Annotated in this window: 17 protein-coding genes; 11 read left to right on the top strand and 6 right to left on the bottom strand. The window is 69.3% G+C overall.

What is annotated here, in order from left to right; translation table 11 throughout:
• Nucleotides 1-62 precede the first annotated feature (62 nt).
• Nucleotides 63-842, bottom strand: coding sequence for an aminoglycoside adenylyltransferase domain-containing protein (locus tag E3U26_RS04380; protein ID WP_499105584.1), 780 nt, complete (start codon nucleotides 840-842; stop codon nucleotides 63-65).
• A 237-nt stretch (nucleotides 843-1,079) separates the two neighbouring features.
• Between E3U26_RS04380 and E3U26_RS04375 the strand changes: the two genes are divergently transcribed.
• Nucleotides 1,080-1,613, top strand: coding sequence for a hypothetical protein (locus E3U26_RS04375; RefSeq protein ID WP_499105583.1), 534 nt, complete (start codon nucleotides 1,080-1,082; stop codon nucleotides 1,611-1,613).
• 217 nt (nucleotides 1,614-1,830) lie between these two features.
• Complete coding sequence (locus tag E3U26_RS04370) at nucleotides 1,831-3,111, top strand: replication-associated recombination protein A (RefSeq protein ID WP_499105582.1); 1,281 nt, start codon at nucleotides 1,831-1,833, stop codon at nucleotides 3,109-3,111.
• Nucleotides 3,112-3,210: 99 nt separating this feature from the next.
• Here the strand turns inward: E3U26_RS04370 and E3U26_RS04365 are convergent, their stop codons facing one another.
• Both E3U26_RS04365 and E3U26_RS04360 read right to left on the bottom strand, forming a co-directional pair.
• On the bottom strand, nucleotides 3,211-4,254 hold the full coding sequence (locus E3U26_RS04365; protein WP_499105581.1) for a sulfotransferase family protein: 1,044 nt from the start codon (nucleotides 4,252-4,254) through the stop codon (nucleotides 3,211-3,213).
• Between the two features lie 28 nt (nucleotides 4,255-4,282).
• On the bottom strand, nucleotides 4,283-4,873 hold the full coding sequence (locus E3U26_RS04360) for a TetR/AcrR family transcriptional regulator (protein WP_072462031.1): 591 nt from the start codon (nucleotides 4,871-4,873) through the stop codon (nucleotides 4,283-4,285).
• A 90-nt stretch (nucleotides 4,874-4,963) separates the two neighbouring features.
• Between E3U26_RS04360 and E3U26_RS04355 the strand changes: the two genes are divergently transcribed.
• The 4 genes from E3U26_RS04355 to E3U26_RS04340 are packed head-to-tail and all read left to right on the top strand — an operon-like array spanning nucleotide 4,964 to nucleotide 8,929.
• The gene (locus E3U26_RS04355) at nucleotides 4,964-5,950 is read left to right on the top strand and encodes a 3-oxoacyl-[acyl-carrier-protein] synthase III C-terminal domain-containing protein (protein ID WP_072462030.1); all 987 of its coding nucleotides are present in this window, start codon (nucleotides 4,964-4,966) and stop codon (nucleotides 5,948-5,950) included.
• The gene (locus E3U26_RS04350) at nucleotides 5,950-6,882 is read left to right on the top strand and encodes an NAD-dependent epimerase/dehydratase family protein (protein ID WP_499105579.1); all 933 of its coding nucleotides are present in this window, start codon (nucleotides 5,950-5,952) and stop codon (nucleotides 6,880-6,882) included. The genes E3U26_RS04355 and E3U26_RS04350 overlap by 1 nt, the downstream gene beginning before the upstream one ends.
• Nucleotides 6,870-7,652 carry an MBL fold metallo-hydrolase gene (locus E3U26_RS04345; protein WP_499105578.1) on the top strand — a complete coding sequence of 261 codons (783 nt, stop codon included), beginning with the start codon at nucleotides 6,870-6,872 and terminating at the stop codon, nucleotides 7,650-7,652. The genes E3U26_RS04350 and E3U26_RS04345 overlap by 13 nt, the downstream gene beginning before the upstream one ends.
• Nucleotides 7,649-8,929 carry a F390 synthetase-related protein gene (locus tag E3U26_RS04340; RefSeq protein WP_499105577.1) on the top strand — a complete coding sequence of 427 codons (1,281 nt, stop codon included), beginning with the start codon at nucleotides 7,649-7,651 and terminating at the stop codon, nucleotides 8,927-8,929. The genes E3U26_RS04345 and E3U26_RS04340 overlap by 4 nt, the downstream gene beginning before the upstream one ends.
• Before the next feature lie 50 nt (nucleotides 8,930-8,979).
• Here the strand turns inward: E3U26_RS04340 and E3U26_RS04335 are convergent, their stop codons facing one another.
• Nucleotides 8,980-9,726, bottom strand: coding sequence for an SDR family NAD(P)-dependent oxidoreductase (locus E3U26_RS04335; protein ID WP_499105576.1), 747 nt, complete (start codon nucleotides 9,724-9,726; stop codon nucleotides 8,980-8,982).
• Nucleotides 9,727-9,976: 250 nt separating this feature from the next.
• Between E3U26_RS04335 and E3U26_RS04330 the strand changes: the two genes are divergently transcribed.
• Nucleotides 9,977-11,242, top strand: a complete 1,266-nt coding sequence (locus tag E3U26_RS04330) for a CAP domain-containing protein (RefSeq protein WP_499105575.1) — start codon at nucleotides 9,977-9,979, stop codon at nucleotides 11,240-11,242.
• A 57-nt stretch (nucleotides 11,243-11,299) separates the two neighbouring features.
• Here E3U26_RS04330 and E3U26_RS04325 read toward each other — a convergent pair whose 3' ends face one another.
• A complete protein-coding gene (locus E3U26_RS04325; RefSeq protein WP_499105574.1) occupies nucleotides 11,300-12,427 on the bottom strand; it encodes an ATP-grasp domain-containing protein in 1,128 nt (375 codons plus the stop codon).
• 92 nt (nucleotides 12,428-12,519) lie between these two features.
• On the opposite strand from E3U26_RS04325, the gene E3U26_RS04320 reads away from it, so the two are divergent.
• Nucleotides 12,520-13,272 carry a hypothetical protein gene (locus E3U26_RS04320; protein WP_499105573.1) on the top strand — a complete coding sequence of 251 codons (753 nt, stop codon included), beginning with the start codon at nucleotides 12,520-12,522 and terminating at the stop codon, nucleotides 13,270-13,272.
• Nucleotides 13,273-13,451: 179 nt separating this feature from the next.
• Here E3U26_RS04320 and E3U26_RS04315 read toward each other — a convergent pair whose 3' ends face one another.
• Nucleotides 13,452-13,775 carry an FYDLN acid domain-containing protein gene (locus tag E3U26_RS04315; RefSeq protein WP_036758107.1) on the bottom strand — a complete coding sequence of 108 codons (324 nt, stop codon included), beginning with the start codon at nucleotides 13,773-13,775 and terminating at the stop codon, nucleotides 13,452-13,454.
• Nucleotides 13,776-13,924: 149 nt separating this feature from the next.
• Here E3U26_RS04315 and E3U26_RS04310 point away from each other — a divergent pair, with 149 nt between their 5' ends.
• The 3 genes from E3U26_RS04310 (at nucleotide 13,925) to E3U26_RS04300 (ending at nucleotide 16,252) form a co-directional block, all read left to right on the top strand.
• Nucleotides 13,925-14,608 carry a M48 family metallopeptidase gene (locus E3U26_RS04310; RefSeq protein ID WP_114536699.1) on the top strand — a complete coding sequence of 228 codons (684 nt, stop codon included), beginning with the start codon at nucleotides 13,925-13,927 and terminating at the stop codon, nucleotides 14,606-14,608.
• 45 nt (nucleotides 14,609-14,653) lie between these two features.
• Nucleotides 14,654-15,298, top strand: coding sequence for a GntR family transcriptional regulator (locus E3U26_RS04305; RefSeq protein WP_036758106.1), 645 nt, complete (start codon nucleotides 14,654-14,656; stop codon nucleotides 15,296-15,298).
• Nucleotides 15,299-15,400: 102 nt separating this feature from the next.
• Nucleotides 15,401-16,252: a helix-turn-helix domain-containing protein gene (locus E3U26_RS04300; protein WP_499105572.1), complete on the top strand. Its 852-nt coding sequence runs from the start codon at nucleotides 15,401-15,403 to the stop codon at nucleotides 16,250-16,252.
• The last annotated feature ends 17 nt before the right edge of the window (nucleotides 16,253-16,269 follow it).

Genomic DNA, 16,269 nt, shown 5'->3' with positions numbered 1-16,269 from the left:
CCGGTCAACCCCGAAACCGGGCAAGGCCGCATCTCGGGGGCCGCGGGGCGGGTCGCCCGCGATCACAGCAATGCGAGGATGCGATCCCGCAGGTGCTGCGCCAGCCGCCGCGCTTCGTTGCCGCGAAGGCGGCATTCCTCCGCGGCCTCGCCCAGATAGGCCCGCCGGGCATGATCCAGCACCGCGGCATCCTGCGGGTCGGGGATCTGCGGCATCGCCCATGCCGCGGCCGCGTCCTTGGCGACGAAGGCCCCGGTGCTGGCGGTATGCCACATGCGGGCCAGCGTCAGCAGCACGTTGCGCCCGTCCCCCGGCAGTCCCGCCAGCAGCGCTGGCAGCGCATTGCGCATGGCCCGGCGGATATGGCCCAGGGGGATTTCGGGCAGCATTTCGGCTGCGGGCGGGCCGAAAAGCGGCCTGGCCTGCCGTTGCGCCTGCGCCAGCAGCAGCGTGTATTCGGGATCGCGGCTGGGCAGGGGGCTTTCGCCCGCCTCGAAATCCCCCCGCAGCCATTCGCCATAGAGGAACTCGGCCCTGGCCGGAAAGCCATGGGCAAGGTCCGGGGCGCGGACCACCAGAAGCTCGATGCAACGCGGCCCGCCGGGCCTGGCGGGATGGCGGGCGGAAATCCGCAGCAGGGCCGCCAGCAGCCTGGCCCGCCGATCCTCGGCCAGGCCCTGGGCGACGATGGCCAGCAGGTCGATGTCGCTTTGCGGGCGAAGCCCGCCCGACACCGCCGATCCGTGCAGGTAAAGTGCCAGCAGCGCCTCTCCGCACACGTCCTTCAGCGCGGCCATGACCGCCGGGATCTGGTCGGGGCTTTCCGCTGTGCTGTCCTGCATTCCGCCTTGCTCCTTGAAAGGCGTGACTATCACGGGGAAAGCCGCCTGTCCCCTCCCGTCACGCTACTGTCGGCCACCCGGCCCGACGTGTTCGTCGCCGGGTGCCGCATCCGCCGCCGCTGTCCGACCCGATTTCGGGCAGGATGTCGCAACGGCGCGGCCGCCCCCTTGCGGGCGCCGGTCCCCGTGCCTAAGTCCTGCCCGTGACCCGCCGGCAGCGAAAACAGAACAAAGGGCATGCTGACGATGCGTTTTCTGCTGACATTCCATTGCGAGGCGACCGGCCAATGGCGTTGCCTCGACACCGCGCTGCTTCCCGCGTTCCGGTCGGGCAGGGCCGAGGATCTGCCCGCCGCCCTGCGCGCCGAGCCGGAACTGGTCATGCGCTGGCTGCTCGGGCGCTATGAGATCGCGGATGCGCTGGTCCCTGCGACGACAGCGGCGCAGACGGGTCAGGGGGACGCGATCGCGGTCTATCCCCTTGGTGCCGACCGCGCGGTCATCGGCTTCGAGAATGCGTATAACGGCGCCTGGCTCGAGATATTCCTGCTTGAGAACCGGCCCATCGGCTTTGTCGCCGCCCACAAGCGGCAGGTCTTGCCGGCCGGCGGGGCGATGGCCTCGTTGAAGATACGGGCGGCGCGGCCGCTGCATGCCTCCGACCAGGCCTGCCGCATGACGGTGAGCCGGATCATCGAGCATCGGCAGATATGGGCCGAGCAGCGCAGGGAGGGTGCCGATCCGGTGGCTGCCCTGACCGAGGAAAGCTGAGCCGGGCCTGACAGGCTTTCCGGGCGTTCGGCCCGCATGCGCCGGGAATGGGCCGAGGATGTCTGCGGATCATGCGGCCCTGGGCTTTCCCCTCGGGATCGTCCGCGGCCGGGTCCAGGGTGGCCTCGGTCGAAGCCGCAGGGCGAGGGGCAAGCTTCATTGCCAGCGCTTGGCCTTCCTGTTACCCGGAACAAAACACGCACATGGTGGAATCCGCATGAGCGATCTTTTCGACGCCGCCCCGCGCCAGGGCCGGCTGCCGCTGGCGGCGGCGCTGCGCCCGGCGACGCTGGACGAGGTCATCGGGCAGCAGGCGCTGACCGCGCCCGGCTCGATCCTGCGCCGCCGCATCGCGGCCGGGGCGCCGGGCAGCGTCATCCTCTACGGGCCGCCGGGGATCGGCAAGACCTCGATCGCGCGGGCGGTGGGTGCCATGCTGGGCAAGAGCTTCCGGCCGCTGAACGCCACCCGTGCCGGGGTCGCCGACATCCGCCGCCTGGCGGACGAGGCGCGGATGACCCCGCTGCTGATCTTCGTCGACGAGGTGCAGCGCTTTTCCGCGACCCAGACCGACGACCTGCTGGCGATCTGCGAGGATGGCACGGCCGATTTCATCGGCGCGACCACCGGCAACCCCTATCACGTGCTGACCCCGGCGCTGGTCTCGCGCTCGACCATCCTGAAGCTGGAGCCGCTCTCCATCGAGGACATGGAACAGGTGGTGCGGCGCGGGCTGGATCACCTGCCCGGCGTGGCGATGACGCCCGAGCAGATCCGCCTGGTCGCCGGCCGCTCGGGCGGCGATGCGCGGCGCGCGCTGACCACGCTGGAAAGCCTGGCGCTTGGCCATGACGGGCCGGTCACGGAGGCGATGATCGAGGAAGCCTATGCGGCAGCGCCGATCAACCACGACCGCTCGGGCGATGCGCATTACGACGTGGTCTCGGCCTTCATCAAGTCGATGCGCGGCTCGGACCCGGACGCGACGCTTTACTGGCTGGCGCGGCTGATCCATGGCGGCGAGGATCCGCGCTTCATCGCCCGGCGCATCATGATCCATGCGTCCGAGGATGTCGGGCTGGCCGACAACACCGCCCTGCAGACGGCGGTGGCCGCGGCGCAGGCAGTCGAGAAGATCGGCTATCCCGAGGCGCAGATCGTGCTGGCCCATGCCGCGCTGCATGTGGCGCGTGCGCCGAAATCGGCCTCGGCCTGCCGCGGCATCATGGCGGCGCTGCAACTGGTCGCCTCGACCCCGCCCGCCCCGGTGCCGCTGCACCTGCGCGACGCGCATTACAGGGGGGCCGAGGCGCTTGGCCACACCGGCTATGTCCTGCCCCATGACGACCCGCGCGGCTGGGTCGAGCAGGACTATTCCCCGATCCCGCCCGGCACGCTTTACCAAAGCGATGCCCGCGACGCCGCGACCTTCGAGAAGCGGGCCGATGAATATTGGCGGAAGGTGACGGGGCGGCCACCGCACGGGCCGCAAACCTAGGCCGGTCGAGCATCCGGCCTTGCCGATATGCCGGGCGGGCGCCCACAGGCGGCAAACCATTCTTGCCGCCGCAAAGGCGGCCGCCCTTGGCTTTCCCGGCTAGGACGAGGGCGAAGCCGCCTTGGCCGTGCCGGAGCAGAAGGCGGCAAGCGCCGCCTCGCCGGGGGCGCAGGCGCGTTCCAGCGCCTCGCGCTCGGCGGGGGAAAGGGCGGCCAGGCGCGACGGGCGCAGCTGCGGCATGGCGGCGGCCCGGTCGAGCCATGCGGCGGGGGCGCCGGCCTGCAGATGTGCGCCCAGCCTTTCGATCCAGGTGCGGGGGTCGCGGCACAGATCCTCGTGGCGCAGGAGCATCGGCCGGGCGCCGCGCAGACCTTGCAGGCCGCGGATGGTCAGGGTCGACCAGAAGGCCCCGGTTTCGGCAAGGCCGGGACGGCGGGCGACGATGCGCCGGACGCCGGACGGCCCGCTGATCGCCGCGACCAGCGGCCAGAGGGCGCCGCGCCCGAAATGCCGGCGCGGGTGCAGCAGGTCGAGGCCCAGCGGCCCGAGCCTGCGCCAGCACCAGATCGCCAGCCGCGCGGCGGGATAGTCGCGCATCGACAGCACCGTGTCCGGCCCGTTGCGCGCCAGCAGCACCAGCGCTGCATCGGGAAACATCTCGCGCAGCGTCGCCGCGGCCACCAGCGACCCGCCTGACCGTTCCACCCAGATCTCGCGCCCGCCGATCTGCCGGGCCATCGCCTGGAAAAGCGCGCGGTAATGCGCGGCCAGCGGGGCCGGGGCCCGCGCGCGCATCTGCCCGGCCAGCGCATCGAACAGGGCATCGGGGTTTTCGCTCAGATGCGGCAGCGTGACCGCCAGGATCGGCGGGCAATGCCACGGGTCATGCGCGGGGTGCTGGACGCGGCCGTAAAGGAACTCGGAGGGCGCGGCATCGGGGTTCGCCACCTGCGCCATGGCGCGCGAGGGCCGGGCCATATGCGCCCAGAACCGCGCGCCGTCCAGATGCCGCGGGCGAAAGGCGTTATGCCCGGCGGCGGCGAAAAGCTCGGAAACCGACAGGACGGCCGGATGCGCGTTCAGGATCTGCGACACCAGCGTCGAGCCGCAGCGGGCCGAGCCCAGGATCAGCGCCCCGCGCATGGCCGGTTCTGCAACCTCGTCCGGGGCATCATTCGGCCCCGGCACGGATGGCGGCGATCATGCGCTCGACCGCGGCATGCGCCAGGTCCATGGGTTTTTGCCTGGTGATCAGGTCCAGCCGGTCGATGGCCGCCAGGGCGACGATGCCATGCACCGACAGCAGCAGCTGCTCGGCCAGCAGGCGCGGGTCGCCCTTGGGCTTCAGCGCCGCCACCGGCTGGGTGATGCGGCCGATCAGCCCGTCGATCTGCGCCAGATACCAGTCAGGAAAATTGTTCGAGATGCGCGGCCCCTCGAACAGCGCCCGCCAGACCGCGCGGCGATCCAGCATGAAGGTCACATAGACCTCGGCCAGCGCCAGCAGGCGTTCGCGCGGCTCGGTCTCGCGCACCGCATCCACGGCGATCGCCAGATCGACCAGCGCCTGCCGGTTCACCTCTTGCAGCACCGCGCTCATGCTGTCGAAGAGGTTGTAGATGGTGCCGGGCGTCGTCTTGACCGCACTGGCCAGCGCGCGGGCGGTCAGCGCCGCCGGCCCGCCTTCCTCCAAAAGCAGCTTCGCCGCCTCGATCGTGCGGGTCCGCAGGGCGTCGTGATCATATCGTCTGGGTCTGGCCATGGTGTTCCTGAACTATGTTCAAAAATACGCTTGACAGGAATCGGGGCGATTGTCAATGTTAATGAACATCGTTCAATAATGGTGCCTCACATGTCTCCGATCAATCTCACAATCACCGGGACCGGCAGCTACCTGCCCGCCACGGTCCTGCCTTCGACCGATATCGACGACCGCATGGGATGGGCGCAGGGCGAATGCCAGGCGCGCTTCGGCATCGCCTCGCGCCATGTCGCCATGCCCGAGGAAACCACCTCGTTCATGGGCGCCGAGGCGGCGCGGCGCGCCATGGAGATGGCGGGTTGCAAGCCCGAGGATCTGGACATGATCCTGGGCGCCTGCGGGGTGATGGAACAGCCGATCCCCTCGACCGCGACGCTGGTGCAGGAACGGCTGGGGCTGGGTCGGTCCGGCATCCCGGCCTTCGACGTGAACGCGACCTGCCTCAGCTTCCTGCAGGCGCTGGACCTTGCGGCGATGCATGTCCAATGCGGCCGGGTGCGGCGGGCGCTGGTGTTTTCCTCGGACATCGCCTCGGTCGGGCTGGACTGGAACCGGCCCGAGGCCGCCGCGATCTTTGGCGACGGCGCTGCGGCCGTGGTGGTCGAGGCGGGCGGCAAGGGCGCGGTGCTGGCGCATGATTTCCAGACCTATGCCCATGGCCATGACGCCTGCGTGCTGGCGGCGGGCGGTACGCGGGTCAATCCGGCCCGCGGCATCGCGCCGGGCCAGGATCGCTTTCACATGGACGGGGGCAAGGCGTTCAAGGTCGCCTCGCGCTATCTGCCGCGCTTTCTGCAAAGGCTGCTGAAAAAGGCCGAGGTGGGGCTGAACGGCATCGCCTGCGTCATCCCGCACCAGGCCAGCGCCCAGGCCCTGCAGCACGCGACCCGCAACCTGTGGCTGCCGCCCGAGCGGGTGATCGACATCTTTGCCCATGCCGGCAACCAGATCGCGGCCTCGATCCCGACGGCGCTGGATCATGCGGTGCGCTCGGGGCGGCTGATGCGCGGGGATACGGCGCTGCTGATGGGCACCTCGGCCGGCATCTCGCTCGGCGGCACGATGGTGCGGTTCTGATGCGCGCGCTGGTGACAGGGGCCAGCGGCTGCCTGGGCCGCGCCTTGGTCGAGCAGTTGGCGATGCATGGCTGGGACGTCAGCACCACCGCGCGCCAGCCCGCGGCGCTGCCCGGCTTTCGCGCCGCCGATCTGGTCAGCGCCGATCTGGGCCCGCTGCTCGACGGCATCGACGTGCTGTTCCATTGCGCCGCGCGCAGCTCGGCCTGGGGCGCGCGGGCCGAGTTCCATGCCGACAACGTGCTGGCGACGCAGCGATTGCTGGACGCGGCCGAGCGGGCAGGGGTCAAGCGCTTCGTCCTTGCCTCATCGCCCAGCATCTATGCCGACGGCACCGACAGGCTGGACGTGGCCGAGGATGCGCCGCTGCCGGCGCGCCCGCTGTCGCTCTATGCCGAAAGCAAGCTTATGGCCGAGCGGATGGTGCTGGGCCATGCCGGGGCCATGGGCTGCACGGCGATCCGCCCGCGTGCCATCTACGGCCGCCACGACCGGGCGCTGCTGCCGCGGGTGATCGAGGCGATGCGGCGCGGCCGGCTGCCGATGATCCGGGGCGGGCGGGCGCTGATCGACCTGACGCATCGGCACGATGCGGCGCGGGGGATGATCCTGGCCGCCTCGGGTCCGCGCGGGGGCGTGTGGAACATCACCTCGGGCGAGGCTTTCCGGTTCTGCGACCTGGCCGAGATCATCGCGCATCGCGCCGGGCTGCGCCTGCGCGGCATGCCGCTGCCGCAGGGGCTGGCGCGCTGGCTGGCCGGTGCCTCCGAGGCCGTGGCCCGGATGCGCGGCGGGGCCGAGCCGCGGCTGACCTTGCAGGCCGTGGCGTCCCTGGGCAGCAGCCTGACGCTGGACATCTCGGCCGCGCGGCGGGATCTGGGCTATCGGCCGCGGGTCGGCTTCCAGGAGGGGGTGGCGGAATGCTTCGCCTGACCACGCTGAAGATCGGCGAATGCCGCGCCCCGGCCTGGGGCGCGGGACTGCCGGGCCTGGGCGGCGCCACCTTCCCGGCGCTGGCCACGCTGGTCGAGACGGAAAGTGCCTGCGTGCTGGTCGATACCGGCTATGGGCCGGCCTTCTTCGCGGCGACGTGGGGCTTTCCGGCCCGGCTCTATCGCTGGCTGACCCCCGTCCGGCTGCCGGCGCAGGAACAGCTGCTGCGCCGGTTGCCGCGCCTGCCGGATCTGGTGTTCCTGACCCATATGCATGCCGATCACAGCGCCGGGCTGATCGACCTGCCGGCCGGCATCCCGGTCACGGCCTCGGCCGCGGCGATTGCCGAATTGCGGGCGCTCGGCGATCTGGCCAGCATCCGCGCCGCCTGTCCGCCGCTTTTGCGCGACGCGATCCTGGCGCGCGATCCGCAGCCGGTCGAGGCCTGCGCGGCGGTCCCGACCGGCCTGCCCGAATTTCCGCAAGGCCATGACCTGCTGGGCGACGGCCGGCTGATCGCCGTGCCGCTGCCGGGCCACGGCACCGGCCAGATGGGGCTTTGGCTGCCCGAGGCCGCGCGCTTCCTGGTCGCCGATGCCGCCTATGGCCGGGCGCAGCTGCGCGCAAACCGGCTGCCGCCCGGCCCGGTGCTGGCGCGCCTGGGCGATGCCGCCGCCTATCGCCGGACCTTCGCCCGGCTGCGCGCGCTGATGCTGCGCCGCCCCGACATCACCATCGACCCCTCGCATTGCCCCGAGACCGCCAGATGAGCCTGACCGCATTCCTGCACAGCCGCCATGGCCGCGGCTTTTCCTGCCGCGCCGAGATCGAGGCGCATCACGTCGCCGCCTTTCGCCGCTTCCGCGCGCGGGTCATGCCGTGCTCGCCCTTCTATCGCGGCATGGCCGACCTGCCGCTAAAGGCGTTGCCGCGCATGGACAAGGCGCGGCTGATGGCGAATTTCTCGGCCATCAACACCTGCGGCATCGACCATGACACGGCGATGCAGGTGGCCATCCGGGCCGAGGCCAGCCGCGATTTTCGCCCGCTGATCGGAAAGGTCTCGGTCGGGCTTTCGACGGGCACCTCGGGCCAGCGCGGGCTGTTCCTGGCGACGCCGCGGGAAAGGCGGCTCTGGGCCGCGATCATGCTGGGGCGCTACTGGCCGGAACTGTGGCGGCGCCAGCGCGTGGCGTTCTTCATGCGCGCCGACAATGCGCTTTATCGCAGCCTGTCGAATCCGCTGGTCCGCTTTGCCTTCTTCGACCTGCTGTCGCCCTTCGAGGATCACCTGGCCCGGCTGGCCGATCTGGACCCCAGCGTCCTGATCGCGCCCGCGCGCATCCTGGCGATGCTGGCCGAGCGGCAGGCGGCGGGCGGGCTGGCCCTGTCGCCGCGGCGGGTGATCTCGGTCGCCGAGACGCTGTCCCCCGAGGATGCGGCGCTGATCGAACGCGCCTTCGGCACCCGCGTCCACCAGGTCTACCAGGCGACCGAGGGCGTCCTGGCGATGACCTGCCGGCTGGGCCACCTGCACCTGAACGAACGCTGGCTGCGCATCGACCGCGACGTGATCGACGCGGCAAGCGGCGCCTTCTGCCCGGTCATCCACGATTTCACGCGCGAAAGCCTGCCGATCCTGAACTATCGCCTCGACGACGTGCTGATCCCCGATCCCGATCCTTGCCCCTGCGGCTGCGCCAGCCAGCGCATCGCCCGCATCGAGGGCCGCGAGGACGATGTCTTGTGGTGGCCCTCGGCCACGGGGCCGCGCATGGTCGCGTCCGAGGCGATCCGAACCGCCATCGCCTGCCTGCCGCAGCCCTTGCGCGACTATCGGGTCGTCCAGCAGGGCAGGATGCTGCACCTGTGGCTGGACGCAGCCGCGCCGGGTGCCGAGCCGGCGCTGCGAACCAGCTTGGCCGGGCTGGCGCGGCGACTGGGGGCCGAACCGCCCGCGCTTGTCTTTCATCGCGGCCTGCCGCCGGAAACCGACGCCAAGCGCCGCCGGATCAGGGTCTTGCCCGAGGCGCGGACCGGGGTGTGACGGCCGGAGCCCAGGGGTTTCCGCCTGCCCGGCAGCCCCCCGCGACCGGATCAGACATGCTGGCCGCCGTTGATGTGGATCTCGCTGCCGGTGACATAGGACGCCTGCCCGCTGGCGAGGAAATAGACCACCTCCGCCACCTCTTCCGGGCGTCCGAGGCGCTTCATCGGCACCTGCGCCTCGATGATCCTGTCGGTGCCCGGCGACAGGATCGAGGTCTCGATCTCGCCGGGGGCGACGGCGTTCACCCGCACCCCGTATTCGGCAAGGTCATAGGCCAGCTCGCGGGTCAGGGCCGAGAGCGCGGCCTTGGAAACGGCATAGGCCGCGCCGGCGAAAGGATGCACCCGGCTGCCCGCGATCGAGGTGATGTTGACCACCGCGCCCTGCCTTGCCTTCAGCGGCTCCAGAAGCTCCTGGCAAAGCTGCAGCGGGGCGACCAGGTTGACCTGCTGCACGCTCAGGAGCGTTGCCAGCGGCGTGACCAAGGCCCCCATGCGCCCGCCGTCCCCGCACTTCGGGGAAATCCCGGCGTTGTTGACCAGGGCCGACAGCCCGTGCCCGTCCAGCATTCGTTTCAGCCTGTCGGCGGCACCGGTGATCGAGCCGGGATCGGACAGGTCGACCTCGATGTGATGGATGATGCCTTCGGCCCAGGGGCACTGGGTCGAGAAGGGCGTGCGCGCCAGGGTGATGACGTTCCAGCCCTGGCGGTGGAAGTGGCGCACGATGGCATGGCCGATGCCGCGGCTGGCGCCGGTCACCGCGACAACGGGCTTGGAGGGATCGGTCATCATTTTTCATGTCCAGGTGACGGTGCGCGTGGCGAGCTTAGCCCCGGCCTTGGTCCAGATTAAACGGGTCCGCCGGTTGCGGCGTTCGGGCGGCGCAGGTCCGGGCGATGCCTGCGCGCCCGGCCCTGGCGGCGGGGCGGCTGGCTGATATCCGCCGTCCTGCCCTGGCGGTGGTTCTGATTCCGCCCAGGCTCTGATATGCTCCCTGAAGCTGCATTTCATGAGATGAATTCTCGCTAGGCGGATAACGACCATGTCCTTTGCATCTGCAAACGAGCGCTACTTCGTCAGCCTGGTCAACCAGGCTCGCCGGGCCGAAGGGCTTCCCGCGCTGTCCATCGAAAAACGGCTCAACGATTCGGCCGAGGGCCATAGCCGCTGGATGCTGGAGACGGATGTGTTCTCGCATACCGGCCGCGGCGGCTCTTCCTCGCGCGAGCGGATGGAGGCGGCGGGCTTCGACCTGGCGGGCAACTGGATGACGGCCGAGAACATCGCCTATGTCTCCATCCAGGGCGAGGCCGACCTGCGCGACGAGATCCGCCAGCTGCACCAGAACCTGATGAACAGCTCCGGCCATTCTCAGAACATCATGAGCGATGCGGCCTTTATCGGCATCGGGCTGGAGGTCGGCTATCTGACGGTGAACGGCCGCGACTACAAGGTGCTGATGGCGACGCAGAACTTTGCCGATACGGACGGGCAGGTGCGCGTCGATACCGGCACCTTCACCCGCGTCGCCAATCCCGGCGCGGACCTGTCGATGCAGTCCCGCGCCGACTGGCTGGCAAGCTTCAACGGCGAGGTCTTCGTCACGCCCGGCCCGACGCAAAGCACGCCGCGCAACGACGATTATCGCCTGACGGCCCGGCATGATGTTGCGTCGGGCGGGGACGGTCACGATTGGATGGACGGCAAGGCGGGGCATGACACGCTGAACGGTAGCGGGGGTAACGACCGGCTCATCGGTCGCGAAGGCTTCGATTCCCTGCATGGCGGTTACGGCAACGATACCCTGCAAGGTGGCAACGGCAACGACACCCTGGATGGGGCCGCCGGACATGACCAGATTCGTGGGGATGCCGGCAATGACACGCTTTTGGGTGGGGCGGGTTTCGACACATTGCTGGGTGGAACCGGTGCTGACAGGCTGGACGGCGGTGCAGGTAATGACTGGCTCAGGGGGGAAGGAGACAACGACCGCCTGATCGGCGGCGATGGCAATGACACGCTGCATGGGGGCTATGGCAACGACGTTCTGGTCGGCGGGGCCGGGGCCGATGTCTTCATCTTCCAGGATGGCCATGGCGCCGATACGATCAACGGCTATCAGCGCGGCATCGACCGGCTGCTGATCGACGATGCCATGCTGGACGCGAACCCCGCCGCCTTCATCCGCGACCACATGCAAAAGACCGCGAATGGCGTGGTCATCGACTTCGGCGACGGCGACCGGATCGTGGTCAACGGCCAGAACCTGACCGTGGCCCAGGTGGCGGACGACATCTTCGCGATCTGACGGCGATCCCTCGGCCGAAATGGCCGAGGGCAGGGATATGCAGAAGCGGGCCGCCGGTCACGCCGCCGCTTGCAGCGGCTCGGGGGCGGGCGCAGGCAGCAGGCGCTTGCCGCAAGCTGCAATCAGGTAATGCTGCAAATAGCTGCCCGCATTTCCGGTGATGGACCCGCCGAGCCGGGGATTGATCTCGAAGATCTTCGGCTTGCCGTCCACTTCGCGATAGTCGATGCAGCAGGCGCCATTCGCAAATCCCACCCTGTCCAGGATTTCCGTGAACAGATCCCGATGGCGCGAACCTTCCTGCCATACCAGGCTCTTGTGCCCGGTATTGATCCCCTTCACATGCGGCATGTCCGGCATGTCGAATATGGCCGTGCGGGAAAAAGCGATCCGGCCGTCGCGCATCAGCAGATATGCGGATAATTCGGTCGTGCCGGGAATATATTCCTGCAGGAATTCCTGCTCGGGATCGTAGACCAGCGGCGAATCCGGGGTCAGGCAGCAAATACGCGACAGCTTGCCCCATTCGTCCTTGCGGCGCTTGACGATGATGGGCTCGCCAATCGGAAGATTACCGGGATCGGCGAACATGGCCGGGACGTAATCACCCAGGCCGGCGCTGGCCATCAGCCGGTTGAAGGCAAGCTTGTCATGGCAGTTTTCCTGCGCCGTGGCGCTGGGGAACAGGGCGTTGAACATCTCGCCCCCGGCACGCCTTTGATCCAGGAAATCGCGGTCCCACAGGGTCAGCGGGACCACGGCGTCATAGCTGGACAGGTCGGCATGGCGAAGATCCGCCATATGGCTTTGGATGCCGATGGCCTGCGCGCTGCGCTCCAAAGCTGCCGACCAGTCGGCCTTCATTCCAAACAGAATACTTTTCACCACAAACCTCCCAGGTAATCGATAACTGATTGCAATCCGCCAGAGACAACAATCGGAACGCGAACAGGCCCAGTGATGCCCCACGGGGTGCTGCATGAGAAGCTGACTTTTTGGGCAGTTATTGCCCGAATTCTGCGGAGAATTGGCGCCAGGCGCCTGATATTTCCACGATATGGACGGATTTCCCGCCTGCCGCCGGATTGGCGGATCGGCAGGGGTGACGGCGCTGCCAACCGCTCCGGGCGCCGCGCCGTCGAGGGTATTTTCGCCCCGGTCGGCGATTCTCGAAAACGGTTTCAAGGGGGTGCGACAACGATACGCAGCTGCGCGGGATGACGCGGATGCGATCCGGCGCGACGAAACCCTTTCCCGCTTGCCGGGGTTTAGACCCGATGAGCATGAAGGAGGTAAGAGTCATGCTGAAACGCAGTTTGACGACCGCCCTGGTCGGCGGCAAGGCATTGGCGCTTGGCGCCATCATGGGCTCCACCGCGCTTGCGCAAAGCGGCGAGGTGATCGAAGGCGATACCACCGTCATCGAGACGCCCTCGGGCAACACCGCGATTGCGCCGGGCGCGGCGGTCGAGCCGAGCGCGCCGGTGGGCGCGGTTCTCGAGCCGGATTACCCGTTGCTGGAGCAACTCGACAATGACCAGGAGATCGCGCGGACGCTGATCGCGCAGGGCTTCAGCGATGTGCATATCCTGCGCGAGGGCCCGATCCTGACGATCAATGCGCAGCGCAACGGCCAGCCCACCGAACTGGTCTACAGCATCGCCAATGGCAGCCTGATCTCGGTGGACGGCGTGGAACTTCGCGCCGAACCGGACGAAAGCGGCAAGGGCGGGCCGACCGCCTCGGAAACCCAGGATGGGCCCGGCGCCGGTGACGAACCCGGCGAGGATGCCGGGGGTGATACGGGTGACGGAACCGGCGACGGGACTGGCGACGGAACCGGAGAGAATGGCGATGGTTCGGACGGCTCCGACAGCGGCTCCGACGGCGGTTCGGACGGATCGGATGGCGGCACCGGGGGCTCTGACGGAGGCGCGGATGGCGGCGCGGACGGCGGCTCCGACGGTGGTTCGGATGGCGGCTCCGATGGCGGTGATTCCGGCGGCGATGGTGGCGAAGGCAACGGCTGATCCCTGCCGCTAAGCCTACGCCAGCCCCTGGGCGGGCGCGTGCCCTCATTATGGCCGCACCGCCCGGCGAAGGCCGGGCCAGGATAGACGATACCCGTCGGACCCTGCCATGGCCCGATGGGAAAGGCCCCGGCGGCGCGGTCGCGCTCCGGGGCCTTCTGGTTGGTCAGGACGCGGAACTATTCGTCGTCGCTGTCCGGCACGTCGGCGATGTCGTCCAGCGACATGTCGCCATCGTCGTCGTCATCGTCCAGCAGATCGTCGTCCAGATCGCCGGTGTCGGCGTCGTCGTCCAGATCCTCGTCCTCGGCCAGGTCGGCCTGGTCCGCGTCGCGCGCAGCGGTCTTTTCCGAGATCAGCGAGCGCGAGCGACCGTTGGTCAGGCTTTCCACGGTAAATTCCGCACCGCAGGCCGGGCAGGTCATCGGGTCGTTCATCAGGTCGTAAAAGCGCGTCGCGCAATGGGGGCAAAGGCGTTTCGTGCCCCATTCCTCTTTGGGCATGGTTGTTCTCTTTCTGCCGCGTTCAGCTAAATCCGCTGTCCCCTGCCACAGCCGGGGCAGGGTGTCAAAGCCTTTTCCCCCTTGCGGCCGGCCGGCGGTGCGGGGGAAAGATGGGCAGAGGCGCAGCCCTTCGCAAGATGGGGGAACGGATGGACAGGATTCTGGTCGGAGGCGACATTCCGGTGACGCTGCGGCGCTCGTCCAGGGCGCGGCGCATGACCCTGCGCGTGGCGCGCGCGGGGGGCGAGGTGGTGCTGACCCTGCCCAGCCGCACCAGCCTGTCGGACGGCCGCGCCTTTGCCGAATCGCGGGCCGAATGGCTGCGGCAGACCCGCGCCGGGATGCCGCCGCTCTGCGTGGTCGAACCGGGCGCCCTGCTGCCCGTCGAGGGGCGCCCGCGCCGGATTGTGCCCCATGACGGGCGGCGGGTGGAACTGACCGAGGCGCTGCTGCTGGTCCCGCAGGGCCGTCCCGCCGGCCTGCTGGTCGAGGCCTGGCTGAAGCACCTGGCGCAGGCGCGGCTAAGCCGGGCCTGCGACCGCCATGCCGCGGCGCTGGGGCGCGGGTTTCGCGCGCTGGCGCTGCGCGACACGCGCTCGCGCTGGGGCAGTTGCACCCATGACGGGCGGCTGATGTTTTCCTGGCGGCTGGCCATGGCGCCGCCCGAGGTGCTGGACTATGTCGCCGCGCATGAGGTGGCGCATCTGTTGCACATGGACCATTCGGCCGCCTTCTGGGCCGCAACCGGCCGGCTGATGCCCGATTACGCACGCCATCGCGACTGGCTGCGCCGGCACGGGCATGAACTGCTGGCCTGGCGCTTTCGTTCCTGATCGAGGCGGCTTGACGGCGCCGGCATTTGTGATCACAGATGGCGCATGACAGCTTCGCGTTCCTCGGAAAGTTCGGCCCATGAGCGGCTTTATCGCAACCTGCGCCAGCGCATCATGCTGGGCGAGCTGCCGCCGGGCCTGCCCCTGACCCTGCGCGGCATCGCGGCCGAGCATCGCGTCTCGATGACGCCCGCGCGCGAGGCGGTGCGGCGGCTGGGGGCCGAGGGGGCGCTGTCGCTGTCCTCTTCGGGGCGTATCGCCACGCCGGAACTGTCGGTCGAGCGGATCGAGGAGCTTGCCGCCCTGCGCGGGCTGATCGAGCCGGAACTGGCCGCCCGCGCCCTGCCGCGCGCCCACCAGGCCCTTATCGAGCGCATGGCCGTCATCAACGCCGCCATCGGCGAGGCGGCAGAACGGCACGACGCCGTGGGCTATATCCGCACCAACCTGGAGTTTCATCGCCTGCTTTACCTGCGCGCCCAAGCCCCGGCGATGCTGGCCATCGTCGAGACGGTCTGGCTGCAGCTGGGCCCGACCATGCGGGCGCTTTACGGGCGGATGAAGCGCAACGAGCCGCCGCGCCATCACCGCATGATCCTGGCCTCGCTGCGGGCGGGGGACGAGCCGGGGCTGCGGCTTGCCGTGCGCGCCGACGTGACCCACGGGCTGCGCCACCTGGGATCGAACTAGGCGGGCGGGCTGCCGGGGCGCGACAAGTCATCGCTGCCCGAAATTATTTACCTTAACACTCAGGTATTCTAGGCATGGCGGATCAGGAGGTATCCCGCGACCATGCCAGGCTTTGCCCAGGACCGGACGACCGCTTTTGCCGGCCCCGAACTCGGGCGCCTGCGCCAGATCGACAGCTGGAGCGCACCGCTGCTGCTGCGCATCACCCGCCTGCACGAGGGCCAGGCCTGCAAGCCCCATGCCCATGCCCGCGGCCAGTTCCTGTTCCCGCGCAGCGGCCGCTGCCGGATCTGGACCGAGGGCGAGATCTGGACCGCCTCGCCCCGACAGGCGATCTGGATCCCCTCCGGCGTGCTGCATTATGTCGAGGGGATTGCCGCGACCGAGGTGCATAACGCCTATGTCGATGCCGGGATCTGCCGCGACATGCCGGGCCGGGCCAAGGTGATGACCGTCTCGCCCCTGCTGGCCGAGTTGATCGCCTATGCGCTTGGCCGCGGGGCGGAGGCCTTGCCGGTCGGGGCGGATGCGCGGGTGCATCAGGTGATCGCCGACCAGATCCGCAGCGCCCGCGACGTGGCGGCGATGCACCTGCCGCTAAGCGGAGACGACCGGCTGGGGCCGCTGCTCGACCGGATGGTGCGCCACCCCGAGGACGGCCGGTCGCTGGAGCAATGGGCCGATGCCGTGCATATGAGCGCGCGCACGCTCGCGCGGCTGTTCCTGCGCGAAACCGGGCTGTCCTTTGGGCAATGGCGGCAAAGGCTGCGGATCATGGAGGCGATGGCGCGCCTGGCCGAGGGGCAGTCGGTGCTGGCCGTGTCGCTGGACCTGGGCTATGCCAGCCAGAGCGCCTTCACCGCCATGTTCCGCAAGGTGACGGGCATGACCCCCTCGGACTTCCTGCGCGACAGCGCCGCCCCGACCGGGCGCGGCCGCCGTCCGGGATACTGACCGCGCCCTGTCCGTTT

Origin of the sequence: Paracoccus ferrooxidans (assembly GCF_029909815.1) — a bacterium.
Taxonomy (GTDB): Bacteria; Pseudomonadota; Alphaproteobacteria; order Rhodobacterales; family Rhodobacteraceae; genus Paracoccus; species Paracoccus versutus.
Note: the sequence above shows the minus strand (reverse complement) of the source record. Positions and strands in the feature narration are given on the sequence as shown.

What these genes read in the sequence shown, in the direction of transcription:
- E3U26_RS04380 (WP_499105584.1), bottom strand. Translation starts at nt 842, where the DNA reads ATGCAGGACAGCACAGCGGAAAGCCCCGACCAGATCCCGGCGGTCATG.
- E3U26_RS04375 (WP_499105583.1), top strand. Translation starts at nt 1,080, where the DNA reads ATGCTGACGATGCGTTTTCTGCTGACATTCCATTGCGAGGCGACCGGC.
- E3U26_RS04370 (WP_499105582.1), top strand. Translation starts at nt 1,831, where the DNA reads ATGAGCGATCTTTTCGACGCCGCCCCGCGCCAGGGCCGGCTGCCGCTG.
- E3U26_RS04365 (WP_499105581.1), bottom strand. Translation starts at nt 4,254, where the DNA reads ATGCGCGGGGCGCTGATCCTGGGCTCGGCCCGCTGCGGCTCGACGCTG.
- E3U26_RS04360 (WP_072462031.1), bottom strand. Translation starts at nt 4,873, where the DNA reads ATGGCCAGACCCAGACGATATGATCACGACGCCCTGCGGACCCGCACG.
- E3U26_RS04355 (WP_072462030.1), top strand. Translation starts at nt 4,964, where the DNA reads ATGTCTCCGATCAATCTCACAATCACCGGGACCGGCAGCTACCTGCCC.
- E3U26_RS04350 (WP_499105579.1), top strand. Translation starts at nt 5,950, where the DNA reads ATGCGCGCGCTGGTGACAGGGGCCAGCGGCTGCCTGGGCCGCGCCTTG.
- E3U26_RS04345 (WP_499105578.1), top strand. Translation starts at nt 6,870, where the DNA reads ATGCTTCGCCTGACCACGCTGAAGATCGGCGAATGCCGCGCCCCGGCC.
- E3U26_RS04340 (WP_499105577.1), top strand. Translation starts at nt 7,649, where the DNA reads ATGAGCCTGACCGCATTCCTGCACAGCCGCCATGGCCGCGGCTTTTCC.
- E3U26_RS04335 (WP_499105576.1), bottom strand. Translation starts at nt 9,726, where the DNA reads ATGATGACCGATCCCTCCAAGCCCGTTGTCGCGGTGACCGGCGCCAGC.
- E3U26_RS04330 (WP_499105575.1), top strand. Translation starts at nt 9,977, where the DNA reads ATGTCCTTTGCATCTGCAAACGAGCGCTACTTCGTCAGCCTGGTCAAC.
- E3U26_RS04320 (WP_499105573.1), top strand. Translation starts at nt 12,520, where the DNA reads ATGAGCATGAAGGAGGTAAGAGTCATGCTGAAACGCAGTTTGACGACC.
- E3U26_RS04315 (WP_036758107.1), bottom strand. Translation starts at nt 13,775, where the DNA reads ATGCCCAAAGAGGAATGGGGCACGAAACGCCTTTGCCCCCATTGCGCG.
- E3U26_RS04310 (WP_114536699.1), top strand. Translation starts at nt 13,925, where the DNA reads ATGGACAGGATTCTGGTCGGAGGCGACATTCCGGTGACGCTGCGGCGC.
- E3U26_RS04305 (WP_036758106.1), top strand. Translation starts at nt 14,654, where the DNA reads ATGACAGCTTCGCGTTCCTCGGAAAGTTCGGCCCATGAGCGGCTTTAT.
- E3U26_RS04300 (WP_499105572.1), top strand. Translation starts at nt 15,401, where the DNA reads ATGCCAGGCTTTGCCCAGGACCGGACGACCGCTTTTGCCGGCCCCGAA.